17 protein-coding genes are annotated in these 20,241 nt (G+C 40.7%); 11 read left to right on the forward strand and 6 right to left on the reverse strand.

All coding sequences use genetic code 11. From position 1 onward, the window contains the following. Positions 1-76: 76 nt before the first annotated feature. Positions 77-793 carry a uracil-DNA glycosylase gene (locus HXT44_RS03520; RefSeq protein ID WP_004106746.1) on the reverse strand — a complete coding sequence of 239 codons (717 nt, stop codon included), beginning with the start codon at positions 791-793 and terminating at the stop codon, positions 77-79. 127 nt (positions 794-920) lie between these two features. Between HXT44_RS03520 and HXT44_RS03525 the strand changes: the two genes are divergently transcribed. Both HXT44_RS03525 and groL read left to right on the forward strand, forming a co-directional pair. Next, positions 921-1,589: a LytR C-terminal domain-containing protein gene (locus HXT44_RS03525; RefSeq protein ID WP_004111511.1), complete on the forward strand. Its 669-nt coding sequence runs from the start codon at positions 921-923 to the stop codon at positions 1,587-1,589. A 200-nt stretch (positions 1,590-1,789) separates the two neighbouring features. Further along, positions 1,790-3,415: a chaperonin GroEL gene (groL, locus tag HXT44_RS03530; protein ID WP_012914136.1), complete on the forward strand. Its 1,626-nt coding sequence runs from the start codon at positions 1,790-1,792 to the stop codon at positions 3,413-3,415. 106 nt (positions 3,416-3,521) lie between these two features. Here groL and HXT44_RS03535 read toward each other — a convergent pair whose 3' ends face one another. Next, positions 3,522-3,815: a WXG100 family type VII secretion target gene (locus tag HXT44_RS03535; protein ID WP_004111519.1), complete on the reverse strand. Its 294-nt coding sequence runs from the start codon at positions 3,813-3,815 to the stop codon at positions 3,522-3,524. 51 nt (positions 3,816-3,866) lie between these two features. Here HXT44_RS03535 and HXT44_RS03540 point away from each other — a divergent pair, with 51 nt between their 5' ends. From HXT44_RS03540 to HXT44_RS03565, 6 genes are all read left to right on the forward strand, one after another. After that, positions 3,867-4,772: a hypothetical protein gene (locus HXT44_RS03540; protein WP_004111520.1), complete on the forward strand. Its 906-nt coding sequence runs from the start codon at positions 3,867-3,869 to the stop codon at positions 4,770-4,772. Between the two features lie 78 nt (positions 4,773-4,850). After that, positions 4,851-5,591 carry a response regulator transcription factor gene (locus HXT44_RS03545; protein ID WP_004111521.1) on the forward strand — a complete coding sequence of 247 codons (741 nt, stop codon included), beginning with the start codon at positions 4,851-4,853 and terminating at the stop codon, positions 5,589-5,591. A 2-nt stretch (positions 5,592-5,593) separates the two neighbouring features. Next, entirely contained in the window at positions 5,594-7,540 is a 1,947-nt protein-coding gene (locus tag HXT44_RS03550) for a sensor histidine kinase (protein ID WP_421783188.1), read from the forward strand. 191 nt (positions 7,541-7,731) lie between these two features. After that, on the forward strand, positions 7,732-8,121 hold the full coding sequence (locus HXT44_RS03555) for a cold-shock protein (protein ID WP_012914139.1): 390 nt from the start codon (positions 7,732-7,734) through the stop codon (positions 8,119-8,121). 17 nt (positions 8,122-8,138) lie between these two features. After that, positions 8,139-9,527, forward strand: coding sequence for a DUF3027 domain-containing protein (locus HXT44_RS03560; RefSeq protein WP_421783190.1), 1,389 nt, complete (start codon positions 8,139-8,141; stop codon positions 9,525-9,527). 151 nt (positions 9,528-9,678) lie between these two features. Beyond that, positions 9,679-12,267, forward strand: coding sequence for an ATP-dependent Clp protease ATP-binding subunit (locus HXT44_RS03565; RefSeq protein ID WP_012914140.1), 2,589 nt, complete (start codon positions 9,679-9,681; stop codon positions 12,265-12,267). 91 nt (positions 12,268-12,358) lie between these two features. Here the strand turns inward: HXT44_RS03565 and HXT44_RS03570 are convergent, their stop codons facing one another. From HXT44_RS03570 to HXT44_RS03585, 4 genes are all read right to left on the reverse strand, one after another. After that, positions 12,359-13,042, reverse strand: a complete 684-nt coding sequence (locus HXT44_RS03570; RefSeq protein WP_421783192.1) for a DUF4190 domain-containing protein — start codon at positions 13,040-13,042, stop codon at positions 12,359-12,361. 308 nt (positions 13,043-13,350) lie between these two features. Then, positions 13,351-13,491 carry a type IIL restriction-modification enzyme MmeI gene (locus HXT44_RS03575; RefSeq protein ID WP_012914143.1) on the reverse strand — a complete coding sequence of 47 codons (141 nt, stop codon included), beginning with the start codon at positions 13,489-13,491 and terminating at the stop codon, positions 13,351-13,353. A 536-nt stretch (positions 13,492-14,027) separates the two neighbouring features. Then, positions 14,028-15,368, reverse strand: a complete 1,341-nt coding sequence (locus HXT44_RS03580) for a hypothetical protein (RefSeq protein WP_421782901.1) — start codon at positions 15,366-15,368, stop codon at positions 14,028-14,030. Next, positions 15,304-16,011 carry a cell wall hydrolase gene (locus HXT44_RS03585; protein ID WP_421782903.1) on the reverse strand — a complete coding sequence of 236 codons (708 nt, stop codon included), beginning with the start codon at positions 16,009-16,011 and terminating at the stop codon, positions 15,304-15,306. Before HXT44_RS03585 ends, HXT44_RS03580 begins: the two co-directional genes overlap by 65 nt. 391 nt (positions 16,012-16,402) lie before the next feature. Between HXT44_RS03585 and clpB the strand changes: the two genes are divergently transcribed. The 3 genes from clpB to HXT44_RS03600 all read left to right on the forward strand — a co-directional run bounded on the left by clpB (position 16,403) and on the right by HXT44_RS03600 (position 20,234). Further along, a complete protein-coding gene (clpB, locus tag HXT44_RS03590; protein ID WP_421782905.1) occupies positions 16,403-18,997 on the forward strand; it encodes an ATP-dependent chaperone ClpB in 2,595 nt (864 codons plus the stop codon). Between the two features lie 281 nt (positions 18,998-19,278). Further along, complete coding sequence (locus HXT44_RS03595) at positions 19,279-19,440, forward strand: hypothetical protein (protein WP_004136515.1); 162 nt, start codon at positions 19,279-19,281, stop codon at positions 19,438-19,440. A gap of 26 nt (positions 19,441-19,466) precedes the next feature. After that, positions 19,467-20,234: an ABC transporter ATP-binding protein gene (locus tag HXT44_RS03600; RefSeq protein WP_421782907.1), complete on the forward strand. Its 768-nt coding sequence runs from the start codon at positions 19,467-19,469 to the stop codon at positions 20,232-20,234. The last annotated feature ends 7 nt before the right edge of the window (positions 20,235-20,241 follow it).

The raw sequence follows: 20,241 nt of genomic DNA on the forward strand, positions 1-20,241 counted from the left end.
CCGATATGCAGTACTGACATGTTCAAAAATGGCATTTTTATTGTCTTTATAAGATAATTTGCAATATTTAAGACAATTAGATTTCTTGAGAATCTAGGGACCAATTAATTGGCGAAACTCCCATATTAATTAAGGCCTGATTAGCTCTTGAAAATGGATGCGATCCAAAGAATCCTCGCATTGCAGAAAGAGGACTTGGGTGCGCTGAAGTAATAAGAGTTGCATTCGTCAGCAAAGGAGCCAAACTTTGCGCATTACGACCCCATAAAATAGCTACAAGCGGCAATGGATTACCATTGCAATCAGTTCTATTGTTTAATGCTCGAATAGCTGCATCGGTTACAGGCTCCCAACCTTTTCCTTGGTGGCTATTTGCCTTACCGGCCTCAACAGTTAAACATCTGTTAAGAAGCATCACACCCTGCCTGGTCCACGGTGTTAGATCTCCACTTTTTGGAGTTTCTACACCTAAATCGTTTACTAATTCTTTATAAATGTTTATGAGACTTTTTGGCAGTGGGCGCACTTTTGCAGCTGTGCAAAAACTTAAGCCTACTGGATGGCCCGGCGTTGGATATGGATCCTGGCCAACAATTAAAACTTTAATGCTTTTTAGTGGAATAGAAAAAGCACGCAAAATGTTGTGGCTAGCAGGAAGAATATGATGTCCGCTTTCTATCTGCTCTCGCAAAAATACTCCCATTGCGCGTATTTGTGGCTCAACTGGCTTTAATGCTTCAGCCCAATCAGGATCCATTAGCTCGTTTAAAGGTTTAATATTTTGAGGATTCATATTGCTACTGTATGTCAAGGCATACCATAAAAGGAAACCAATCAAATTTTCTAAATTTGTGCTTTGTGCTAAGCATTAGATAGTATAGATTCATTATTGTTTAAATGATTTTATAAGGAGTGCAATTATGGCGCGAAATAATCAGAACGTGTCGTATACGCCTGATGCTTTTGATGAGCCACCAGAGGGACCGATTGGAGTTCATCGTGGAAATCCTGCGTGGTATGCCGTAATACTTCCTTATTTTGTTGCATTAATTGTTGCAGCGGTTGTTGGTGTTTTGGTTTGGGCTATCGCTTCTGGCGAAATCTCACATCTTCCGTTGCCTTGGAATCATCAGCAACAATCATCTCAATCAGCATCGTCTTCTAAGACTTCTGAAAACAAAAAGTCGGTTAAAAGCGACGAAGATAAATCTTCTGAAGGCGAAGATGACGACGATAATAAATCTGAAGAAAATAAATCAGATAGGAAAGATGCTGGTGACTCTAAGGATAATTCAGCAAATGATTCTAAGACGCAAACTTCACTAGATAAATCAGTTGCTGTGAAAGTTCTTAACGCAACCAAGATAAGCGGTCATGCTGCTGCTGGCGCAGATAAGTTAAAGCAAGCGGGATACGCAAATGTGACAGCTGGAAATCCAACTGGTAAAGTCCCAGGCGAGTCTGTTGTTTGGTATAAAGACGATTCACAAAAAGCTGCAGCTGAAGATATTGCAAAGACTTTAGGTATTAGTGCTGTCGAAAATGAAAAACAAATCGTTTCTCCGATTGTAGTTGTGCTTTGCAAGTAATATTTTTCGCATAAAAATAACCGGTTAGAATTATTTTCTAACCGGTTTTTATGTATAAACGCCAAAAAAGTTGGCACTCGGGTACATAGAGTGCTAATCTTCAAATTAGCACTCAAGCCTTGAGAGTGATAATAAGCAGCTGACGGCTTATTACTCAAGATTGCAGTGAAAAGTTCATAAATAACGTATGTGGAGGAACTATGGCAAAGATTATTGCCTACCAGGAAGACGCCCGCCAGGGTATGCTCGCCGGTTTGGATAAGCTTGCAGACACTGTTAAAGTTACACTTGGTCCAAAGGGTCGCAACGTTGTATTAGATAAGACTTACGGTGCACCAACTATCACAAATGATGGCGTTTCTATCGCTAAGGAAATCGATCTTGAAGATCCATACGAGCGTATTGGCGCCGAACTTGTTAAGGAAGTAGCTAAGAAGACTGATGATGTTGCAGGCGACGGTACTACAACTGCTACTGTTTTGGCACAGTCTTTGGTGCATGAAGGTTTGAAGAATGTTGTTGCAGGAAGCAACCCAATCGCTCTTCGCCGCGGCATCGAAAAGGCTGCTGAAGCAATCGTCAAGGAATTGCTTGCTTCTGCAAAGGATGTTGAGACCAAGGAACAGATTGCTGCTACTGCTACGATTTCTGCAGCTGATCCTGAAGTTGGCGAAAAGATTGCTGAAGCTTTGGATAAGGTCGGTCAGGATGGTGTTGTCACAGTTGAAGACAACAACAAGTTTGGTCTTGACTTGGACTTCACTGAAGGTATGCGCTTTGATAAGGGCTATATTTCCCCTTACTTCGTCACTAACGCTGACGATCAAACTGCTGTTCTTGAAGATCCATACATTTTGCTCACTTCTGGCAAGGTTTCAAGCCAGCAGGATATCGTCCACATCGCTGAGCTTGTTATGAAGTCTGGCAAGCCATTGCTTATTATTGCTGAAGATGTTGATGGTGAAGCATTGCCAACACTTGTTTTGAACAAGATTCGTGGCACTTTCAACACTGTTGCTGTTAAGGCTCCAGGATTCGGCGATCGTCGTAAGGCTATGCTTCAAGATATGGCTATTTTGACCGGTGCACAGGTTGTTTCTGACGACCTTGGCTTAAAGCTCGATTCTATCGACGCTTCTGTGTTTGGTCACGCAGCTAAGGTTATTGTTTCTAAGGATGAAACAACTATCGTTTCTGGTGCTGGATCTAAGGAAGATGTTGATGCTCGCGTGGCTCAGATTCGCGCAGAAATCGAGAACACTGATTCCGATTACGATCGCGAAAAGCTTCAGGAGCGTCTTGCTAAGCTTGCTGGCGGCGTTGCTGTTATTAAGGTTGGCGCTGCTACTGAAGTTGAAGCTAAGGAGCGTAAGCATCGTATTGAAGATGCAGTTCGTAACGCTAAGGCTGCTATTGAGGAAGGTTTGCTTCCAGGCGGTGGCGTAGCTTTGGTTCAGGCTGCTGCAAAGATTGAAAAGTCTCAAGCAATCACAGAGCTTAAGGGCGAAGAAGCGACGGGTGCTGCAATCGTGTTCCGCGCTGTAGAAGCTCCAATCAAGCAGATTGCTCAGAACTCTGGCGTTTCTGGAGATGTTGTGCTCAACAAGGTGCGTGAGCTTCCAGAAGGCGAAGGCTTCAACGCTGCAACCAACACTTACGAAGATTTGATGGCTGCTGGCGTTACTGACCCAGTTAAGGTAACTCGTTCTGCTCTACAGAACGCTGCTTCTATTGCAGGTTTGTTCTTAACCACTGAAGCTGTGGTTGCTAACAAGCCAGAAAAACCAGCTGCAGCACCACAAGCTGGTGCCGACATGGGCTACTAAATTAAAAGTTGTAAAAATTTTATAGCTGAATAGCTCATAGTAAATGGCGGTATGCTCACAAGTAAAGTATACCGCCATTTATATTTCATTAGATTATTCAGACTATTCAGCCCATTCCAAATAGGGAAGTAGCTTGAGCTTCCGCATCAAGATACACTCCTGACGCATGTTGCATAGCTTGCTGAATTGCTTCTAATGATTGTTCCATTTGTTGTTGCGCCGCTCGCCACTGCTGAGCGGTCGACGCAAATTGTGTAGCCGCCGATCCAGTCCACACGCTCTGCAATTGCTGTAAATTGGTATACATCCCGTTGACTGCATCTCTAATTGCACTAACCGAGGTTCCAACGGCTGCCGCAGCCTGCTGAATTTGCTCTGAATCAACTCGAAATTGTGCCATATTTCCCCTCCATTTGTTTTGCGTCTAAATAAACGCTTTTTATAAATTATTTTGCGAAACATTCCAAATAAATTAAGCAAGGATTTTTATAATGCTACTTTTACTTGTGTGATGTCACGCTATTATGAATATATGCCATCAAAAAACTACGAAAAAGATTCATGCACCAATGTGGTTAAAAGCTTAACTTGCACGCGTATTGCAAATTTTAACTACCAGCATTCTCATTCAAAACTATTTTTAGCTAAACGCGTATTGCTTTTATTAATGGCATTTTTATTTAGTTTTTCTTTTATTCTTCCAACTCTTCCAATAAATTCGCTCATATTTTCACCTTTAAATAGAGTAAATACAATTAATGCATATGCTGAAAGTAATGAGCAAAATTCTGGAATAGTTGCAACAGACTCAATAACAGACACAGAAAATTTGCTTGGGGATTCTGTCAGTAAAGTTGCTGACATGATTGAGACAACAAAAAAGCGTACAGGAGTAAATGTTAGGCTCTTATATTTGTCTACTTTTGGAAATACAAAAAATCCATCAAAATGGGCTAGTGATTTGTTGATTAGTACGCTTCCAGCTAAAAATACTGTGCTGCTTGCAGTAGCAACTCATGATGGAAGATTAGTTGTAGCTGTTTCGCCTAATTCCGATGAATGGCTCAAAAATAAAAATACTGTAGACTCGTTATCCGATGCAGCTTATAAGCCATTAGTAAGCACAACTGGAACGCATTGGGATCAATCTGCAATAATGATGATGAAACAAATAATGCGTGCAAAACGTACGTCAACAACTTCTTCTGCAAGTCTTATTTCTACAATTATTATGCTATTAATATTGTTGGCATTATTCTCAATAGTCGCGATTATTCTGTTTAGAAAGAATCGCATACAACGTCAAATACTTGCTGGTGTTAGAAAAGCTCGTAGAAGGCACGCTCGTCACAGGTAGACAAAAATATTCGATAACTTGTTTTATTTTCAGCAATTATTCAGGAAACATTCAGCTTGATAAGTGATGCTAATCAATATGAGTAAGAACGTTGAAGCATCTATTGTCGTGGTCGATGACGAGCCATCAATCCGTGAACTTTTGGTAGCATCTTTGCATTTTGCTGGGTTTGAAGTAGAAACTGCTGCATCCGGCTCAGAAGCTGTTGAAGTAATTGAACGAGTAAATCCAAATCTTATCGTTATGGATGTTATGCTCCCAGATATTGATGGTTTTACTGTTACGAGGCGTATTCGTCAAAATGGAATTAAAGTTCCTGTATTGTTCCTAACTGCAAGAGACGATACACAAGATAAAATTATGGGTCTAACCGTTGGTGGAGATGACTACGTTACAAAGCCATTCAGCTTGGAAGAAGTAGTGGCAAGAATACGAGCAATTCTTCGCAGAACACAAGAACCTGATGAAGAAACTCATATTATAAAAGTTGCGGATCTTGAGATTAACGAGGATTCTCATGACGTAACTCGATGTGGCGTGCCAATCGAACTTAGCCCAACTGAATACAAACTACTTCATTATCTTATGGACAATGAAGGTCGAGTTCTGTCAAAAAGCCAGATTTTGAATCACGTATGGCAGTACGATTGGGGCGGAGACGCAGCAATCGTTGAATCTTATATTTCTTATTTAAGAAAGAAGATTGATGGCATTGAAATTACTGATGATTCAGGAAAACAGCAAAAAGTAGTTCCTCTTATTGAAACTAAACGTGGCATCGGTTATATGATTCGAGAGCCTAAGGCAGGTCAAGCCTGATCATGCAATCTAGTAATAATAACTACAATAACGCTGAATCAACTATTAGCAACAGCACAAATAATAACTCTAAAGATGATTCAGATGTTAGAACTGCTGGAAAAAGTGTTGCGATAGAGCTAAGTGAAAATAACAAAAAAAACAAAAAGCCTCGTAAAACCTGCTGGCTACGTCGTCGCATAAATGCAATACCACTGAGTACGCGTTTAGTTGCATGTACTCTCGCTATTTTAACTGTAGCCGCTTTTTGCATATCACTATCAATTCAGCAGCTCGTAGGAAATTATTTGCTAGAAAAAACTGATGTACAATTAGCAAGTCAAGCGCAATTTGTTTATGACAATGTTGATTCATTGCGCATGAAAAACTCAAATCAATCTTCAGTAGGTCCAAATAATTACTTTATGCAAGTTAGAGATACGCATAATAAAATTATTTCTACTCCATTAATACCAATTAAAGGATCGGTTGTTTCGGTTCCTAAACTTCCTGCAGACGGTTTTGATAGTAAAAAAATTGTTACCCACAAGCCTTACACAGCACCTGCAATCGTCAAGGGGAATACTAATAAAGTCGATGCAATCACTAAAAAGGCTGCAACAGCTCCATGGAGAGTTTTAGTATTAACGTGGGGTCAAAAAAATAGCTATAATTCAGAGTTAAGTGTTAGCGGTTATGTCTATATTGCTTTATCTCTTAGCGATCAAATTGATACCGTTAGCACACTTACTCGTTACTGTATAATGGTGAGTATTGCAGTTATTTTGTTTGGAGCAGTATTTTCAGCAATTATTATTCAATCAGCTTTAAGACCGTTAAAACGAATTGAAAAAACAGCTTCAAAAATTGCTTCTGGAGATTTAAGCAAACGAGTTCCATCTGCTCCTGAAAATACTGAGGTTGGATCTTTAGCAGCTTCTCTTAACTCTATGCTTGCTCGTATTGAAAGAGGATTTAATGAGCAAGAAGATATGACAGAAAAAATGAAGCGATTCGTTTCAGATGCAAGTCATGAATTACGTACTCCATTAGCTGCAATTCATGGATATGCTGAGTTATATACAATGTGGCGCAACATGCCAGGAGAGCAGGAGAGAGCAGATGACTCTATTGCCCACATTAAGGCTTCTAGCGAGAGAATGACTGAACTAGTAGAAGATTTGCTTTCTTTGGCGCGTTTTGATGAGGGTCGTGGAATTAATATTTCACAGCAAGTTAGCTTATCTCCAATACTTTCTGACGCGGCTAATGATCTACATGCTCTTGATCCTGCTAGATCCGTTCAACAAGGCTATTTAACTATTTCGGATGAGTGGAAGCTTATGAGTTGCACAAATTGCGATTTTGAGCGTAAGCTCCAATTCCATGTTGGTATACTTCCAACTGTTACGCTACTCGGTGATGGTGCTAGATTACGCCAAGTAATGACAAATATCGTAGGAAATATTCATAGATACACCCCTGTTGATTCTCCTGTAGAAATTGCAGTAGGAGTTATGAAGGCGTCTATAACTCCAAATGAATTATCTAAATTACCTTCTGTAAAAGAATCACTGAAGGAGTTTTTGGAAGCAGCGGAAGTCAGCCAATCTACTGATACGGGTCATAAGTATGCTGTAATTCGAGTTGTTGACCATGGCCCTGGAGTTCCAGAAGAATCATTGTCTAGAATTTTCGAGCGTTTCTATATTGCTGACCCATCAAGAGCTAGAGAAAAAGGTGGAACTGGCTTGGGCATGGCAATTGCGCAATCTGTAGTAAAAGCACATCATGGTTTTATTTGCGCAACTATATCTTCTCCATTAGAAGCATCGACCAATTCTAAAACTAATCTTGATGACACTATGGATGGGTCTGAGCAAATAGATGTTAAAGCTCATGGCCTAACTCTTACTGTAGTTCTGCCAGTTAATGAAATCGATGAGCCTTCTAAAATTGTTAGCGATTAAAATATTGGCATTAGCAACACTTGCGTAGGTTAAAAAAATTTTATTGCCCGCGTGTATGCGCTACAATGTAATAAGGAAACAAGTAATAACAATATTTGGTACACTATCTATAAACCTATCGCATATGCTGATACTTTATGCCTTGTGCACTTCAGCGTGCGAAATGAGAATTATTTGGAGTGAGGTGTGTTATGCCCAATGGGCGCGTGCGTTGGTACGATACGCAGAAGGGGTACGGCTTTATTGTTGGAGATGATGGTAAGGATGTTTTCTTGCCAGCAGCAGCATTGCCAGTTACTGTAAAAAGTTTACACAAGGGTACACGAGTTGAGTTTTCTGTAATTGAAGGTCGCAAAGGACCACAGGCTATGGGCTTGAATGTTATTGCAACAGCACCATCGCTTGTAAAGGCTACTCGTCCTAAAGCCGAAGATATGGCAGCTATTGTAGAAGATCTTATTAAGCTTCTTGATTCTGCTGGTAATGGTTTGCGTCGACGTCATTACCCATCAACTGCTGAAAGCAAAAAACTTGCTACATTGTTGCGTGCAGTGGCAGATAATTTTGACGTTCAGGAATAGTGTCTGGAATATTATTTATGACTGATGAAGTGATGGATCCACAAGAACTAGCTAGAAGTATAGCTGTGGAAACTTCAGAACGTACTGATGCAGTAGGAGATTTTGTATCTTCTATAGAGCTTGGCAACGGAGTTACAGACTTTCGTTTCGTAAGCAATTTAGTTGGGTATGAAGGCTGGCAGTGGTCAGTTACGTTGTATCATGATGAAGAAACGCAACGTTGGACCGTGAACGAATCAACGCTTGTTCCTACTGAAAATTCTTTGCTTTCACCACCATGGATTCCGTGGAAAGACCGCTTGAAACCAAGTGATCTTTCTGTAATGGACTCTATTGGCACATCTGAAGACGATTCTCGACTAGAAGATGGCTTCCGCCAAGTAAATAATATTGATGATAATAATTCTGAAAAGAATATAGAATCAACAAATTCAGATGATCATTCTGAGTCTAAAACTGAAGATGACGCTAAAGCTAATACTAGCGAAGAAGATGCAGACACAAACGCAAACGCAGAAAAAGATATTAATCAAAATCAAGAATCTTGCGATGCAAATAATGATTTTGACGAAGATCTTGAAGAAGCTGTTTCAACGCTAAGACTGTCTCGCAGACGAGTAATGACTGCGGAAGCAATTTCACAAACAGCTAAACGCTGGTACGCAGGTCAACATGGCCCAAAGTCGTTATCTACAAAAATTGCCGATGGCAAAGCATGTTCATCATGCGGATTCCTCATTCCTCTAGCTGGAAGTTTAGGCTCTATGTTTGGCGTATGCGCAAACATGTGGAGCCCAGACGATGGGCGAGTTGTATCGCTTGATCATGCTTGTGGTGAGCATTCTGACATTGAACCACCTGAGCCATCGCAGCTTTGGATTCAATCTGAACCTGCATACGACGATTATCATATTGACATTTTGCAACAAACTCCACGAGATGAGCGAGCAGACGTTGAGCTTATTGAGGAAGCAATCGAAGACAGTAAGATGCATCGTCGTAAGCGCAGAAAATTAGATTCAAAATTGCGCAACAAAAAAGAAGCCTCAACAGACAAAGATGAACAAAATAATTTATCTGAATCTGATTTAATAGACAATTCAACTATTGACGAAAAATCATATGAAAATAATGATGACAAAAATCGCGAAATTGAAGTTGAAAATCAAACTGAAAAAATTGAAGAGACTGTAGCTAATGAATCTGAAAAATTTGAAAAATCCCAAAAAGATACAGATTATCCTGATTCTTCAGAAGTAAACTTAGTAGACGAAAATTCTGTTACAGAAGAAATACCGTTAACAGGAAAAGTGGAAGAGTCACAAGAATCTGAAGACACTTCAAAAACTACAGCATCCACATCAATGCGATTATATAAAAGAAAATCTCGCAGACAACATAAGTAATTATGCAAGAAACGAGAATATGAATATTTAGGTTCATCATTCATGATTATTGTGATGCTATGGAATGCTGTACGAATGAATAAATATATACGACGCTTCGCGTCATGGCGACTCGTTACCATGGAATGAAAGAAAAGAACGGAAGGTAGTTATGTTTGAACGGTTCACTGATCGCGCACGACGCGTGATTGTGCTAGCTCAGGAAGAGGCTCGCTCACTTCAGCACAATTATATTGGTACTGAGCATATTTTGCTCGGGCTTATTCGCGAAGGTGAGGGCATTGCCGCGAAAGCGTTAAGCTCAAAAGGCGTAGGCCTAGAAGGCACTCGCAAACAGGTTGAAGAGATGATCGGCAAAGGCACTGTTTCGCCTGCTGGTCATATTCCTTTTACGCCTCACGCTAAGCAAGTGCTTGAACTGAGTTTGCGCGAAGCTCTTCAGCTTGGTCACAGTTATATTGGTACTGAGCATATTTTGCTCGGGCTTATACGCGAAGGCGAAGGTGTGGGCACGCAAGTACTTATAAAGATGGAAGTTGATCTTGGAGACTTGCGAAGCACTACTGTTGATTTAATTCGTGGAGATAATGCTCCTAATGGTAGCGAGAAGGGCGAGTTAGCTAATGCTGGAAGTGTGCAAGATAAGCGAAATCAATCCGGCTCTGCTCTTCTTGATCAATTTGGACGCAATTTAACATTTGAAGCTCAAGAAGGAAAGCTTGATCCTGTTATAGGTCGTTCTGAAGAAATTGAACGCGTTATGGTTGTACTTAGCCGACGCACGAAGAATAATCCTGTGCTTATTGGAGAGCCTGGAGTTGGTAAGACTGCAGTTGTAGAAGGTCTCGCACAGAAAATCGTTGAAGGCGATGTGCCGGAAACGTTAAAAAATAAGCAAGTTTATTCTCTAGACTTAGGTTCAATGATTGCAGGATCTCGCTACCGTGGCGATTTCGAAGAGCGCTTGAAAAAAGTGCTTAAAGAAATTAAAACACGCGGCGATATTGTGCTTTTTATTGATGAGATTCACACTATTGTTGGAGCAGGTTCTGCTGATGGAGCTCTTGGTGCATCCGATATGCTTAAACCAATGCTTGCGCGTGGAGAGCTACAGACAATTGGTGCTACTACTACTGACGAGTATCGCAAGTATATTGAAAAAGATGCTGCTTTGGAGCGTCGTTTCCAGCCGATTCAAGTTCCAGAACCTACAATTGCTGAAACAATCGAGATTCTTAAAGGATTGCGTTCTCGCTACGAAAATCACCATCATGTAACTATTACCGATGGAGCTTTACAGTCTTCTGCTGAGCTTTCTGATCGTTACATTCAAGATCGTCACCTTCCAGATAAGGCTATTGATCTTATTGATGAAGCTGGTGCGCGCTTGCGTATTAAGCGCTTGACTCAGCCGCCTGAGCTCAAAGAATTAAACCATAAGATTGCTAAGATTTCTGAAAAGAAAGATGAAGCAATCAAGCAGCAAGATTTTGAAGAAGCTGCCAATCTTCGCGACGATCAAGAAAAGCTTGAGAATGAAGCTGCAGAGAAGGAAAAGGCTTGGCGCGAAGGCGAGTCTAATGTCAAGATGGTTGTTGATGAAGACATGATTGCTTCCGTTGTTTCAAGCACTACAGGCATTCCTGTAGTAAAGCTTACTCAAGCGGAATCACAGAAGCTTCTTCAAATGGAATCTGAACTTCACAAGCGTATTGTTGGTCAAGATGAAGCTGTGTCTGCTTTAGCTCGCTCGATTCGTCGTGCTCGAGTTGGTTTGAAGGATCCTAAACGTCCTTCTGGATCGTTTATTTTTGCTGGTCCTACTGGAGTTGGTAAAACTGAGCTTGCCAAGGCGCTTGCAAACTTCTTGTTTGATGACGATAATGCCTTAATCAGAGTTGACATGTCAGAGTTTGCAGAAAAGTATGCTGCGTCTAGGCTTTTCGGTGCTCCTCCTGGATATGTTGGATATGAAGAAGGTGGCGAGCTTACTGAAAAAGTTCGCAGAAAGCCATTCTCTGTGGTGCTTTTCGACGAGATTGAAAAAGCTCATCCAGATATTTTCAACACGCTTTTGCAAGTACTCGATGACGGTCACTTAACAGACGGTCAGGGTAGAAAAGTGGACTTTAAGAATACGATTATTATTCTTACCACCAATCTTGGTACTCGCGATATTGCGAAGGCTGCAAATACTGGCTTTACACTTGGAAATAACGCTGATTCCACGTATCAGCGCATGAAAGATCAGGTTAATTCTGAGCTTAAGCGTCATTTCCGTCCAGAGTTCTTAAACCGTTTGGACGACACTATTGTGTTCCGTCAGCTTACGGAGCCAGAAGTTCGTCAAATTGTTGACATGGACGTGAAGTTGCTTAACGACAGGCTGTTTGATCGTCACATGTCTCTAGAAATTACGGATGCCGCTAAGAATTTGCTTGCACAGAAAGGCTTCGATCCTTTGCTTGGTGCACGTCCGTTGCGTCGCGTAATTCAGCGAGATATTGAGGATACTATTTCTGAAAAGATTTTGCTTGGTGAACTTTCTGACGGCGAACACATTAAGGTGGATGCTGAAGGCGAAGGATTGCTGGGGGAGTTCACAATTAAAGGCGAAAAGTTTGAGACAATAGACACAACTGCTGCTGTTGCTACTGAAGAAAATAAGTCTGAAGAAAATAAATCTGAGGATAATAAGTCTGAAGATAGCGAAAAAGAAGATAGCAATAAGAATAAGTAAAGTTACACAATAACTAACTGAATACACTAAAAGCCCGGCGCGTAAACTCGTCGGGCTTTTTGTTTGAATAAATTTTATAAAAACGTATAAATTACTTAGCAGTTGTGTCAGACGCAGTGCACATTACATTAGCAGAAGTTCCAGTTGCGTTCTTATGAGACACTTCTTTGCCATCAACAGTAATTGAACATTCAACTTTGTAATTGTCTGGCGTTGGATTATCAACGTCTATTTTTGGCGATGCCATGATTGTCCAATCCTTTTGAGCATCCTTGCCAGTAAAGACTTTCTCCCAAACACCATTATTTGTGCTTTCATTGCTGTTAGAACCAGAAACTAATAAGTTAATATCAGTTGGAGCAGTGCCCTTAACTTGAATCTTCATCTCTTTAGCATTCTCATTGGCAATACCTTTTGCCATATTGTCTAGCTTTTTACTTGCTTTATCTAAGCCAGACTTAGCTTTATCTATAGAAGCACTAAAACTTGCTTGCATAGATAAAGTAATTACTATTGAAAGGATACCTAGAACAAGACCAGCGATTACCATTCCATGACCACGCTTGTGTCCTTTTTTACCAGTTGATTTCCAAGAGCATCCAGCAAAAATTATAGCAAGAATTCCAAGCACAAAGCACATATTATTAATAATTGAAACTACAGAAAATACAATGCTAATAATACCCAATACAAGCGCAGATACTCCAAGCCCACTCAAATGCTTGTTATTGTTATCATTATTCACTGGAGACATTTCCATATTCTCCCCATTCATCTTTCTTCCTTTCTTAATTCGATTTGAAAATTATGCAAAATTAGAGTCAGCCCCAAAATTTGCATACAACACAATAAAGTTTATTCACTTAAAAAAAAAAGCAATATTTTTTTCGAACTATGTGGATAAAAGGTTCAGTTACGAGTTTCACAATTCAACTGCGTATTGTTTCAGAAGAATGAATATGCTAGAAGGTCACACAAAACTTGTGACCCTCTGCTAACAGCAATCAACACTTCTTAATATAAATCCTGACTTGTAGAAACTACAGATTGGTTTTTCGTTTTATAGGTTTGCTTATATTAAATTCATTCCTTAGTCATGCGAATATAGGATTTGAAGAGAATTTCTAGGCGCTCGTCGTTATTAGAGCAAGGCTTTGTAGCACCAAAAGCAACATCTACTATTTTATCTAGCTCGTCATGAGCTTTGCGCAAATCTGTTGGCATGTATGTTTGGTCAGTTTCTTAACTCTTGTGTGCAATGAAACTTTTCCTTCTGAACTCTGAAACTATTGCTTTCTGTGTTATATATCCCAACACTCACCACGTCGAGAGTGTCGTATTGATGTCAAAGGCTTAATAGGTGGGTGCAAGTTTGCCCTTGTGTAACAAGGCTTAGCGAGGGCTATCGTTAAAAGGTTTAATGCGAAGCAGCTTTAAGCTGGGTTTTCGCGGTTTTTGAGTGCAATTTTGCTGTATAAGGAAACATGTCAACGCTCTAGGGTCGAGTGCACAGGATGTTAACGTTAAAAAGTGCACACACTTTGCACCCAGCTAGAAGTTAGGAAATGTTAATTAAGCACGATTAATGCACAGTATGATGAAATACTAGTTCGCTAATTAGTGAGTTTTCTCTATTTATTGATCGCAAAACATAGGGAAATTAGGCAAGAAAAAAGACGATAGATTTTTTCTTTTTTCTATCGTCTTACAAATTTAGTATTCAATTTTTCAGTTCGTCAAACTGTAATTTGGCAAATCGTCTACATTTGTGGATTAATTGCAAAATCGCTGAAATGACATCCATCTACTTTCCCAGCAAGAAGATTACTTGTTGTGTTATCAAAATGCACAGTTTGTTGTAGTTTGAAATTCTTTTTGTTAAGAAAATACAATGTAGATTGTGGTGTCTTTTCTCCATTTGCGTTATCTAAAATTGCTATAGCATTTTTAGTGGTTTGCATCCAATATCTTTTTGGATTGAACTTGCTTGAAGTATTTACTGGGATGGTAAATGTAATTTGCGTTTTCCCAGTAATTGTATTAATTTTATACAGCACGCCTGTGCCTTGGTCGAGTGCTAAGAGCTCGCGATCATTGAGCATTGTCCTATTCCCATATGAAATATTTTCAAAATCGTGTTTTTCCCCATAGTTATAGGCTATGCGCTTATTTTGCAAGGTTAGCGGTATAAAATCAAATTTTCCTGATTGCGTATTCCACCGATTAATACCGTACGTGGTGAAAGTAAATTCAGGATCGTCTTTTTTATATTCCGTTGTGTCTCCAATCGAAATGATGGTGTTGCGAATGCAAGGAGCTGTATCGTTTCCTATCGTAGAAAAACTATGTACCGTCGTTTCAGAATTTTTGAGTATATGTTTTACGGGTATTGAATCTTGGAGTTTTTTTATTACGAATCCATTTGTTCCATTAAAACTATTAGTTCCATTGTCGCTGGGGCTAATGGTGTACGTGCCACTCTCGCAAGCGCTCGATACATCATATATACGTGATTGCATAATATCTGTATTTCGCGGTTTGCCAAGGGTAATACTATTGAATTCGAGTTGATTTTTCCTAGTGCGAGTAAAACCGTGGTCAAGAACACTAATAACTTCGTGCTGATTATTTTCAAAAATTCCAGCTTGTGCAGCAGGTAATTTTTTGTGATGTTTAATTGCAATACGCATGTTACTTTTTTGGGCAAGGAAATAGTCAAATTTAGCATCTACGAAATACAAACCATCAGTGTTCCATAATATGCTAGGAGATTCAATGGCAGAAGTGGTAATAGTTTGAGAAGTTCCATCGTTGTTGAGTAATACGATGAATCCATCTCGCTTCTTCTCTTTGCCGGCAGTCATGTCACTTATTGCCACAGCGCCAACGGCATGTGAAAGATTTGCTTGTTTATAACTAATTTGTGTAGGCATCTGCTGCCAAAACAGTAGAAACAATATAGCTGATGCGATGACGGTGGCAGAAAAGCACAGTAAAACAATAATTATCTTCTTGCTTAATTGTTTCATCTTGTCATCAAAGCTTTCTGTATGTTGTGGCTTTTGTTGTTTTTTCAAGATCCCAAGGCCAGACGAGTTCATCGTCGCCATCGTCAATGTCTATTCCAGCGCCATATTTATAAGAAGCCCAGACTAATTGCGCGCAATGTAGTCCTCCCCAGTCGTTTTTATGCGGTTGGAAGAAAGCACTATTATATCCACGACCGATATAAGTTCGAGCTCGATCTGCAGCTTTTGCTCTATTGGCATTAGATGTATTAACAGAACGTATTATTGCTCCTGGAGCTACAAGAGTCTCGGAAGCTAGTTTTTCTCTAGCTACTTCTCCTGGTCCTACTGCCTCAACAATTTTATTTTTTTGCGAGTAAATGTCTGTGTGACCATGTAGTCCTGCAGGAGTGAAATAAAAATCACCACGATGTTGAGCGTTTGGTAGCGCTATAGTTGCTTGGCTGGAAGATTTATCTTGTTGGTATTTATTGATATTTGGATTTTGCAATAATTCCATTTCTGCATCGAGCGCTTTTTCTTTGCTCCAATGATGATATTGAGCTATTTCTTGCACGCTTTTATCTAGCTTTTCTTTATTTACGTAATAGGGTAACGCATTTGCAAAATTTGATAATTTATCATCATATGATTCTTTGGCAAAAGCGGAAGATGTAGGCCATAGTACGCATAAAACAGCTGCAATTGTAATTGTTTTAAAAAGTTTCTTATTCATAATAGCCTCATTGTTATTGTGGATAATTTTACCTGTAATATGTCGCCGACGATATATTTATATTGTAGATTATTTGCAGAAGTCAGTCTATAAAATATTCGTAAAACATTGCAATTTCACCTTAAATATGCAACATGTGATTGATTTTAGGGAATAGCCCTTAATCTTGATTTCAAAACTTGAGTCTAGTACACTCAAGTTTTAGGAATAAAGTTATAGAAAAATCTGTTATACGTATCAGATACATGAAAGTGAAAGCTCGTTAGAACTCGAAAGTATCGTCAAAAAGCTTGAAATTGCAACGAGAGTTGCAATAAAGGTTGCAACAAAAGTTGCAGCGATTTGACTTAACTGAAATGTGTTTTACAGCTTTCGTGGAAGTGAGGTAGATATGGAACAAAAGTTTACAACCTTAGCGCAAGACGCATTAAGTGATGCTGTGCAAAGTGCGGCTGCAGCTGGCAACGCGCAAGTTGACACTTTGCATTTGGTGGATGCTTTACTTCGTCAAGAGCAGGGCGTCGTTCGCGCGCTTATTGCGCAAACGGGGGCAGATGCGCAACAAATCGGTGCTGAAATTCGCAACGCATTAGTGTCATTGCCTTCATCTACTGGCTCAACTACAACTAAGCCAGATGCAAGCCGTCAGCTTTTGGCTGCGCTAAGCCAGGCAGAAAAAGAAATGCGCGCAATGGGAGACGAATACGTTTCTACGGAGCACATGCTTATTGGCATAGTTGCGAGCGCGCCGAATGCAGTTGCGGATATTTTCAAAAAGCACAACGTTTCCGCAGACGCGTTGCGAAAAGCTGTGCCAACTGTACGCGGAGGCACAAAAGTTACAAGCCCAGACGCGGAAGGCAACTACAAAGCACTCGAAAAGTATTCTGTTGATATGACTGCGCGCGCTCGCGAAGGAAAGCTCGACCCAGTAATTGGACGAGACCAGGAGATTCGCCGCGTGATTCAGATTCTTTCTCGCCGCACGAAGAATAATCCTGTGCTGATTGGCGAGCCGGGCGTTGGAAAAACGGCAGTTGTAGAAGGATTAGCTCAGCGAATCGTTGCAGGGGATGTGCCTACGACTTTGCAAAACAAGCGTCTTATCAGTCTTGACTTGGCTTCGATGGTTGCAGGTTCGAAGTATCGCGGCGAGTTTGAGGAACGCTTAAAAGCAGTGTTGAAGGAAATTCAACAATCAGACGGTCAAATTATTACGTTTATTGACGAAATTCACACTGTTGTTGGCGCGGGATCTGCAGAAGGTTCAATGGATGCTGGCAATATGCTTAAGCCAATGCTTGCGCGCGGTGAGCTGCGCTTGGTTGGCGCGACTACGCTTAACGAGTATCGTGAGCATATTGAAAAGGATTCTGCGCTTGAACGCAGATTCCAGCAAGTGTTTGTTGGCGAGCCATCTGTTGAAGATACGGTGACGATTTTGCGTGGACTTAAGCAACGTTACGAAGCGCACCACAAGGTGACGATTAGTGACGATGCAATCGTAGCTGCAGCAACGCTTTCAAACCGCTATATTACCGGTCGTCAGCTTCCAGATAAGGCGATTGATTTGGTGGATGAAGCGGCAGCTCACTTGCGTATGGAGCTTGATTCTCAGCCAGAAGAAATCGATGAATTGCAGCGCAAAGTTACGCGTCTTGAAATGGAGGAAATGCAATTAAAGAAAGCGGAAGATGCTGCTGCGCGCGAACGCTTAGAAAAGTTGCAAGAAGAATTAGCTAACTCGCGCGAAAAGCTTGCTGGATTGAAAGCGCGTTGGGATGCGGAAAAGGCTGGTCACAACAAGGTTGGTGATTTGCGAGCGCAACTCGATGCTAAGCGCGTAGAAGCCGACAAATTCACGCGTGAAGGCAATTTGGAACAAGCAAGCCGTATTTTGTATGGCGAAATCCCAAGCATTCAAAAAGCTTTGGAAGAAGCGGAATCGCAGGCTGCTAATGCTAAAAGTGAAGCGAAAGAGCCAATGGTTCCGGATCAGGTTGATGCTGATTCTATTGCAGGAGTCGTTAGCGAATGGACGGGCATTCCTGTTGGTCGCTTGATGCAAGGCGAAAATGAGAAGCTGCTCAACATGGAAAAGGAGCTTTCTAAGCGTGTGGTTGGTCAAAGTGAAGCAATTCAGGCTATAGCGGATGCTGTGCGCAGAAGCCGTGCTGGAATTGCAGACCCGAATCGCCCAACTGGTTCCTTCTTGTTCTTGGGTCCTACTGGCGTTGGTAAGACGGAGCTTGCTAAGGCTCTTGCTGACTTTTTGTTTGACGACGAGCGTGCAATGGTTCGCATTGATATGAGCGAGTACATGGAAAAGGCTTCCGTATCGCGGCTTATCGGTGCTGCTCCTGGTTACATTGGCTACGAGGAAGGCGGCCAGCTTACTGAAGCTGTGCGTAGACGTCCGTATTCTGTAGTGCTTTTTGACGAAGTCGAGAAGGCACATCCAGAAGTATTCGACGTTTTGTTGCAGGTTTTGGACGATGGTCGTTTGACTGACGGACAAGGTAGAACGGTTGATTTTACGAATACGATTTTGATTATGACATCAAACTTGGGTTCGCAATTCCTTGTACAAGAAGGCTTGGACGATGCTGCTAAACGCAAGGCTGTTATGAACGCTGTTCACGCTGAGTTTAAGCCAGAGTTCATTAACCGTTTGGATGAGCTTGTTATGTTCCATCCGTTGAGCCGCGAAGAGCTTGGTGGAATTGTGGATATTCAAGTTCGTCAAGTGGCTGCACGCTTGAGCGACCGCCGTATTAGCTTGGATGTGAGTGATTCTGCTCGCGCTTGGCTTGCGGAGCATGGCTATGATCCAGTTTATGGTGCTCGTCCGTTGCGTAGATTGGTTCAAACGGAAATTGGCGATCAACTTGCGCGATTGTTGCTTTCTGGAAAGGTGCATGATGGTGCACGCGTAGTTGCGGATTGTGAGAATACTAGCGACCATGTGACCCTAAAGATTGCGTAGTGCCTGCATTCTTCAATGTAGTCAAATAAAACAAAGCGTGCTGTTTGTTGGATTATTCCCCAGTAGACAGCACGCTATTTTTTTATCTAAATAAAAAATATTTGTAGAATGAACTTGAAATAAAAAGGTGGAATTCCCCCTTAATTTTTCGAGTTATTGCTGATAATTGGCATTATCGAATATGCGTATCTTTTAAAATTTTAATTGGTTTTTGTAAAAATCTATTTTTTTTATATTGAATTATTATAAAATGCGTGTATGTATTCAAGGCTGAATACGTTATGAAGCAGATTGAAAATGGAGATACGAATATGTTCGCAAAGGAAGGATTTGCAATAGTTGCGCGTTCTACTATTGCTTATGCTATGCCAATGTCAGCTTATGCTCAGATGAGTGGTTCTGTAGTTGGAATAGACAGAGAAAATATACGAAGTTGTAGGTAAGTAGTCTAGTTATTAAGTGGTGAGATATGCAAGAATCATATACGTGCTCAGATGTGCAACTTGTTAATGTGAATTTTTCGTATGGGAAAAAACAAATTTTGCATAATCTTTCTATAGATTTATCTTTTGGCATATGTGGTCTTTTGGGGCCAAATGGTGCTGGGAAAACTACTCTGCTTAACGTTATAGCGACGATTTATGCTCCCTCTAGTGGGAAACTTTTTGTTCATGGCTTTGACGTAACTGATCGTGCGGAAAGGGCTAAAGCTCGGTCAAATATTGGTTATTTGCCACAATCATTTGAACTTATGAATGCATCGAGTGTGTTAAAAAATGTTCAATATGCCGCATGGGCGCGAGGTTTATCGTGGAACGCTGCGTATCAGGCTGCTTGGAATGCTCTCAAACAGGTTGGCTTGGAAAAACAAGCACATCGCATAGTTGCTAAAATATCAGGAGGTCAGCGTCAGCGTGCTGGTATTGCTTGTGTGATTGCTAGTCAGCCTGCAGTACTAATACTTGATGAGCCTACTGTTGGTTTAGATCCTGAGCAGCGTATTGATATTCGTAATTTTCTTAAGTCTTATTCGCAAAAGCATACTATTATTGTCAGTACACATTTAGTAGAAGATTTAGCAGTAATTGCGGATCGGGTTATAGTTCTTAATGAAGGAATTATATTGCTTGATGGGAAAATGGATAATCTTCTTCAATATGCTAATCGTGAAGATCTTATGGTAACTCCATGGGAATCAGGGTATAGGCATTTGCTATCTAAATTTCATAAAAATTAGTAGTAGC

Origin of the sequence: Gardnerella sp. DNF01198P (assembly GCF_049244165.1) — a bacterium.
Classification (GTDB): domain Bacteria; phylum Actinomycetota; class Actinomycetes; order Actinomycetales; family Bifidobacteriaceae; genus Bifidobacterium; species Bifidobacterium swidsinskii.

What these genes read in the sequence shown, in the direction of transcription:
- groL (WP_012914136.1), top strand. Translation starts at nt 1,790, where the DNA reads ATGGCAAAGATTATTGCCTACCAGGAAGACGCCCGCCAGGGTATGCTC.
- HXT44_RS03550 (WP_421783188.1), top strand. Translation starts at nt 5,594, where the DNA reads ATGCAATCTAGTAATAATAACTACAATAACGCTGAATCAACTATTAGC.
- HXT44_RS03545 (WP_004111521.1), top strand. Translation starts at nt 4,851, where the DNA reads ATGAGTAAGAACGTTGAAGCATCTATTGTCGTGGTCGATGACGAGCCA.
- clpB (WP_421782905.1), top strand. Translation starts at nt 16,403, where the DNA reads ATGGAACAAAAGTTTACAACCTTAGCGCAAGACGCATTAAGTGATGCT.
- HXT44_RS03600 (WP_421782907.1), top strand. Translation starts at nt 19,467, where the DNA reads ATGCAAGAATCATATACGTGCTCAGATGTGCAACTTGTTAATGTGAAT.
- HXT44_RS03565 (WP_012914140.1), top strand. Translation starts at nt 9,679, where the DNA reads ATGTTTGAACGGTTCACTGATCGCGCACGACGCGTGATTGTGCTAGCT.
- HXT44_RS03535 (WP_004111519.1), bottom strand. Translation starts at nt 3,815, where the DNA reads ATGGCACAATTTCGAGTTGATTCAGAGCAAATTCAGCAGGCTGCGGCA.
- HXT44_RS03580 (WP_421782901.1), bottom strand. Translation starts at nt 15,368, where the DNA reads ATGAACTCGTCTGGCCTTGGGATCTTGAAAAAACAACAAAAGCCACAA.
- HXT44_RS03575 (WP_012914143.1), bottom strand. Translation starts at nt 13,491, where the DNA reads ATGCCAACAGATTTGCGCAAAGCTCATGACGAGCTAGATAAAATAGTA.
- HXT44_RS03585 (WP_421782903.1), bottom strand. Translation starts at nt 16,011, where the DNA reads ATGAATAAGAAACTTTTTAAAACAATTACAATTGCAGCTGTTTTATGC.
- HXT44_RS03555 (WP_012914139.1), top strand. Translation starts at nt 7,732, where the DNA reads ATGCCCAATGGGCGCGTGCGTTGGTACGATACGCAGAAGGGGTACGGC.
- HXT44_RS03595 (WP_004136515.1), top strand. Translation starts at nt 19,279, where the DNA reads ATGAAGCAGATTGAAAATGGAGATACGAATATGTTCGCAAAGGAAGGA.
- HXT44_RS03570 (WP_421783192.1), bottom strand. Translation starts at nt 13,042, where the DNA reads ATGAATGGGGAGAATATGGAAATGTCTCCAGTGAATAATGATAACAAT.
- HXT44_RS03525 (WP_004111511.1), top strand. Translation starts at nt 921, where the DNA reads ATGGCGCGAAATAATCAGAACGTGTCGTATACGCCTGATGCTTTTGAT.
- HXT44_RS03520 (WP_004106746.1), bottom strand. Translation starts at nt 793, where the DNA reads ATGAATCCTCAAAATATTAAACCTTTAAACGAGCTAATGGATCCTGAT.
- HXT44_RS03560 (WP_421783190.1), top strand. Translation starts at nt 8,139, where the DNA reads ATGACTGATGAAGTGATGGATCCACAAGAACTAGCTAGAAGTATAGCT.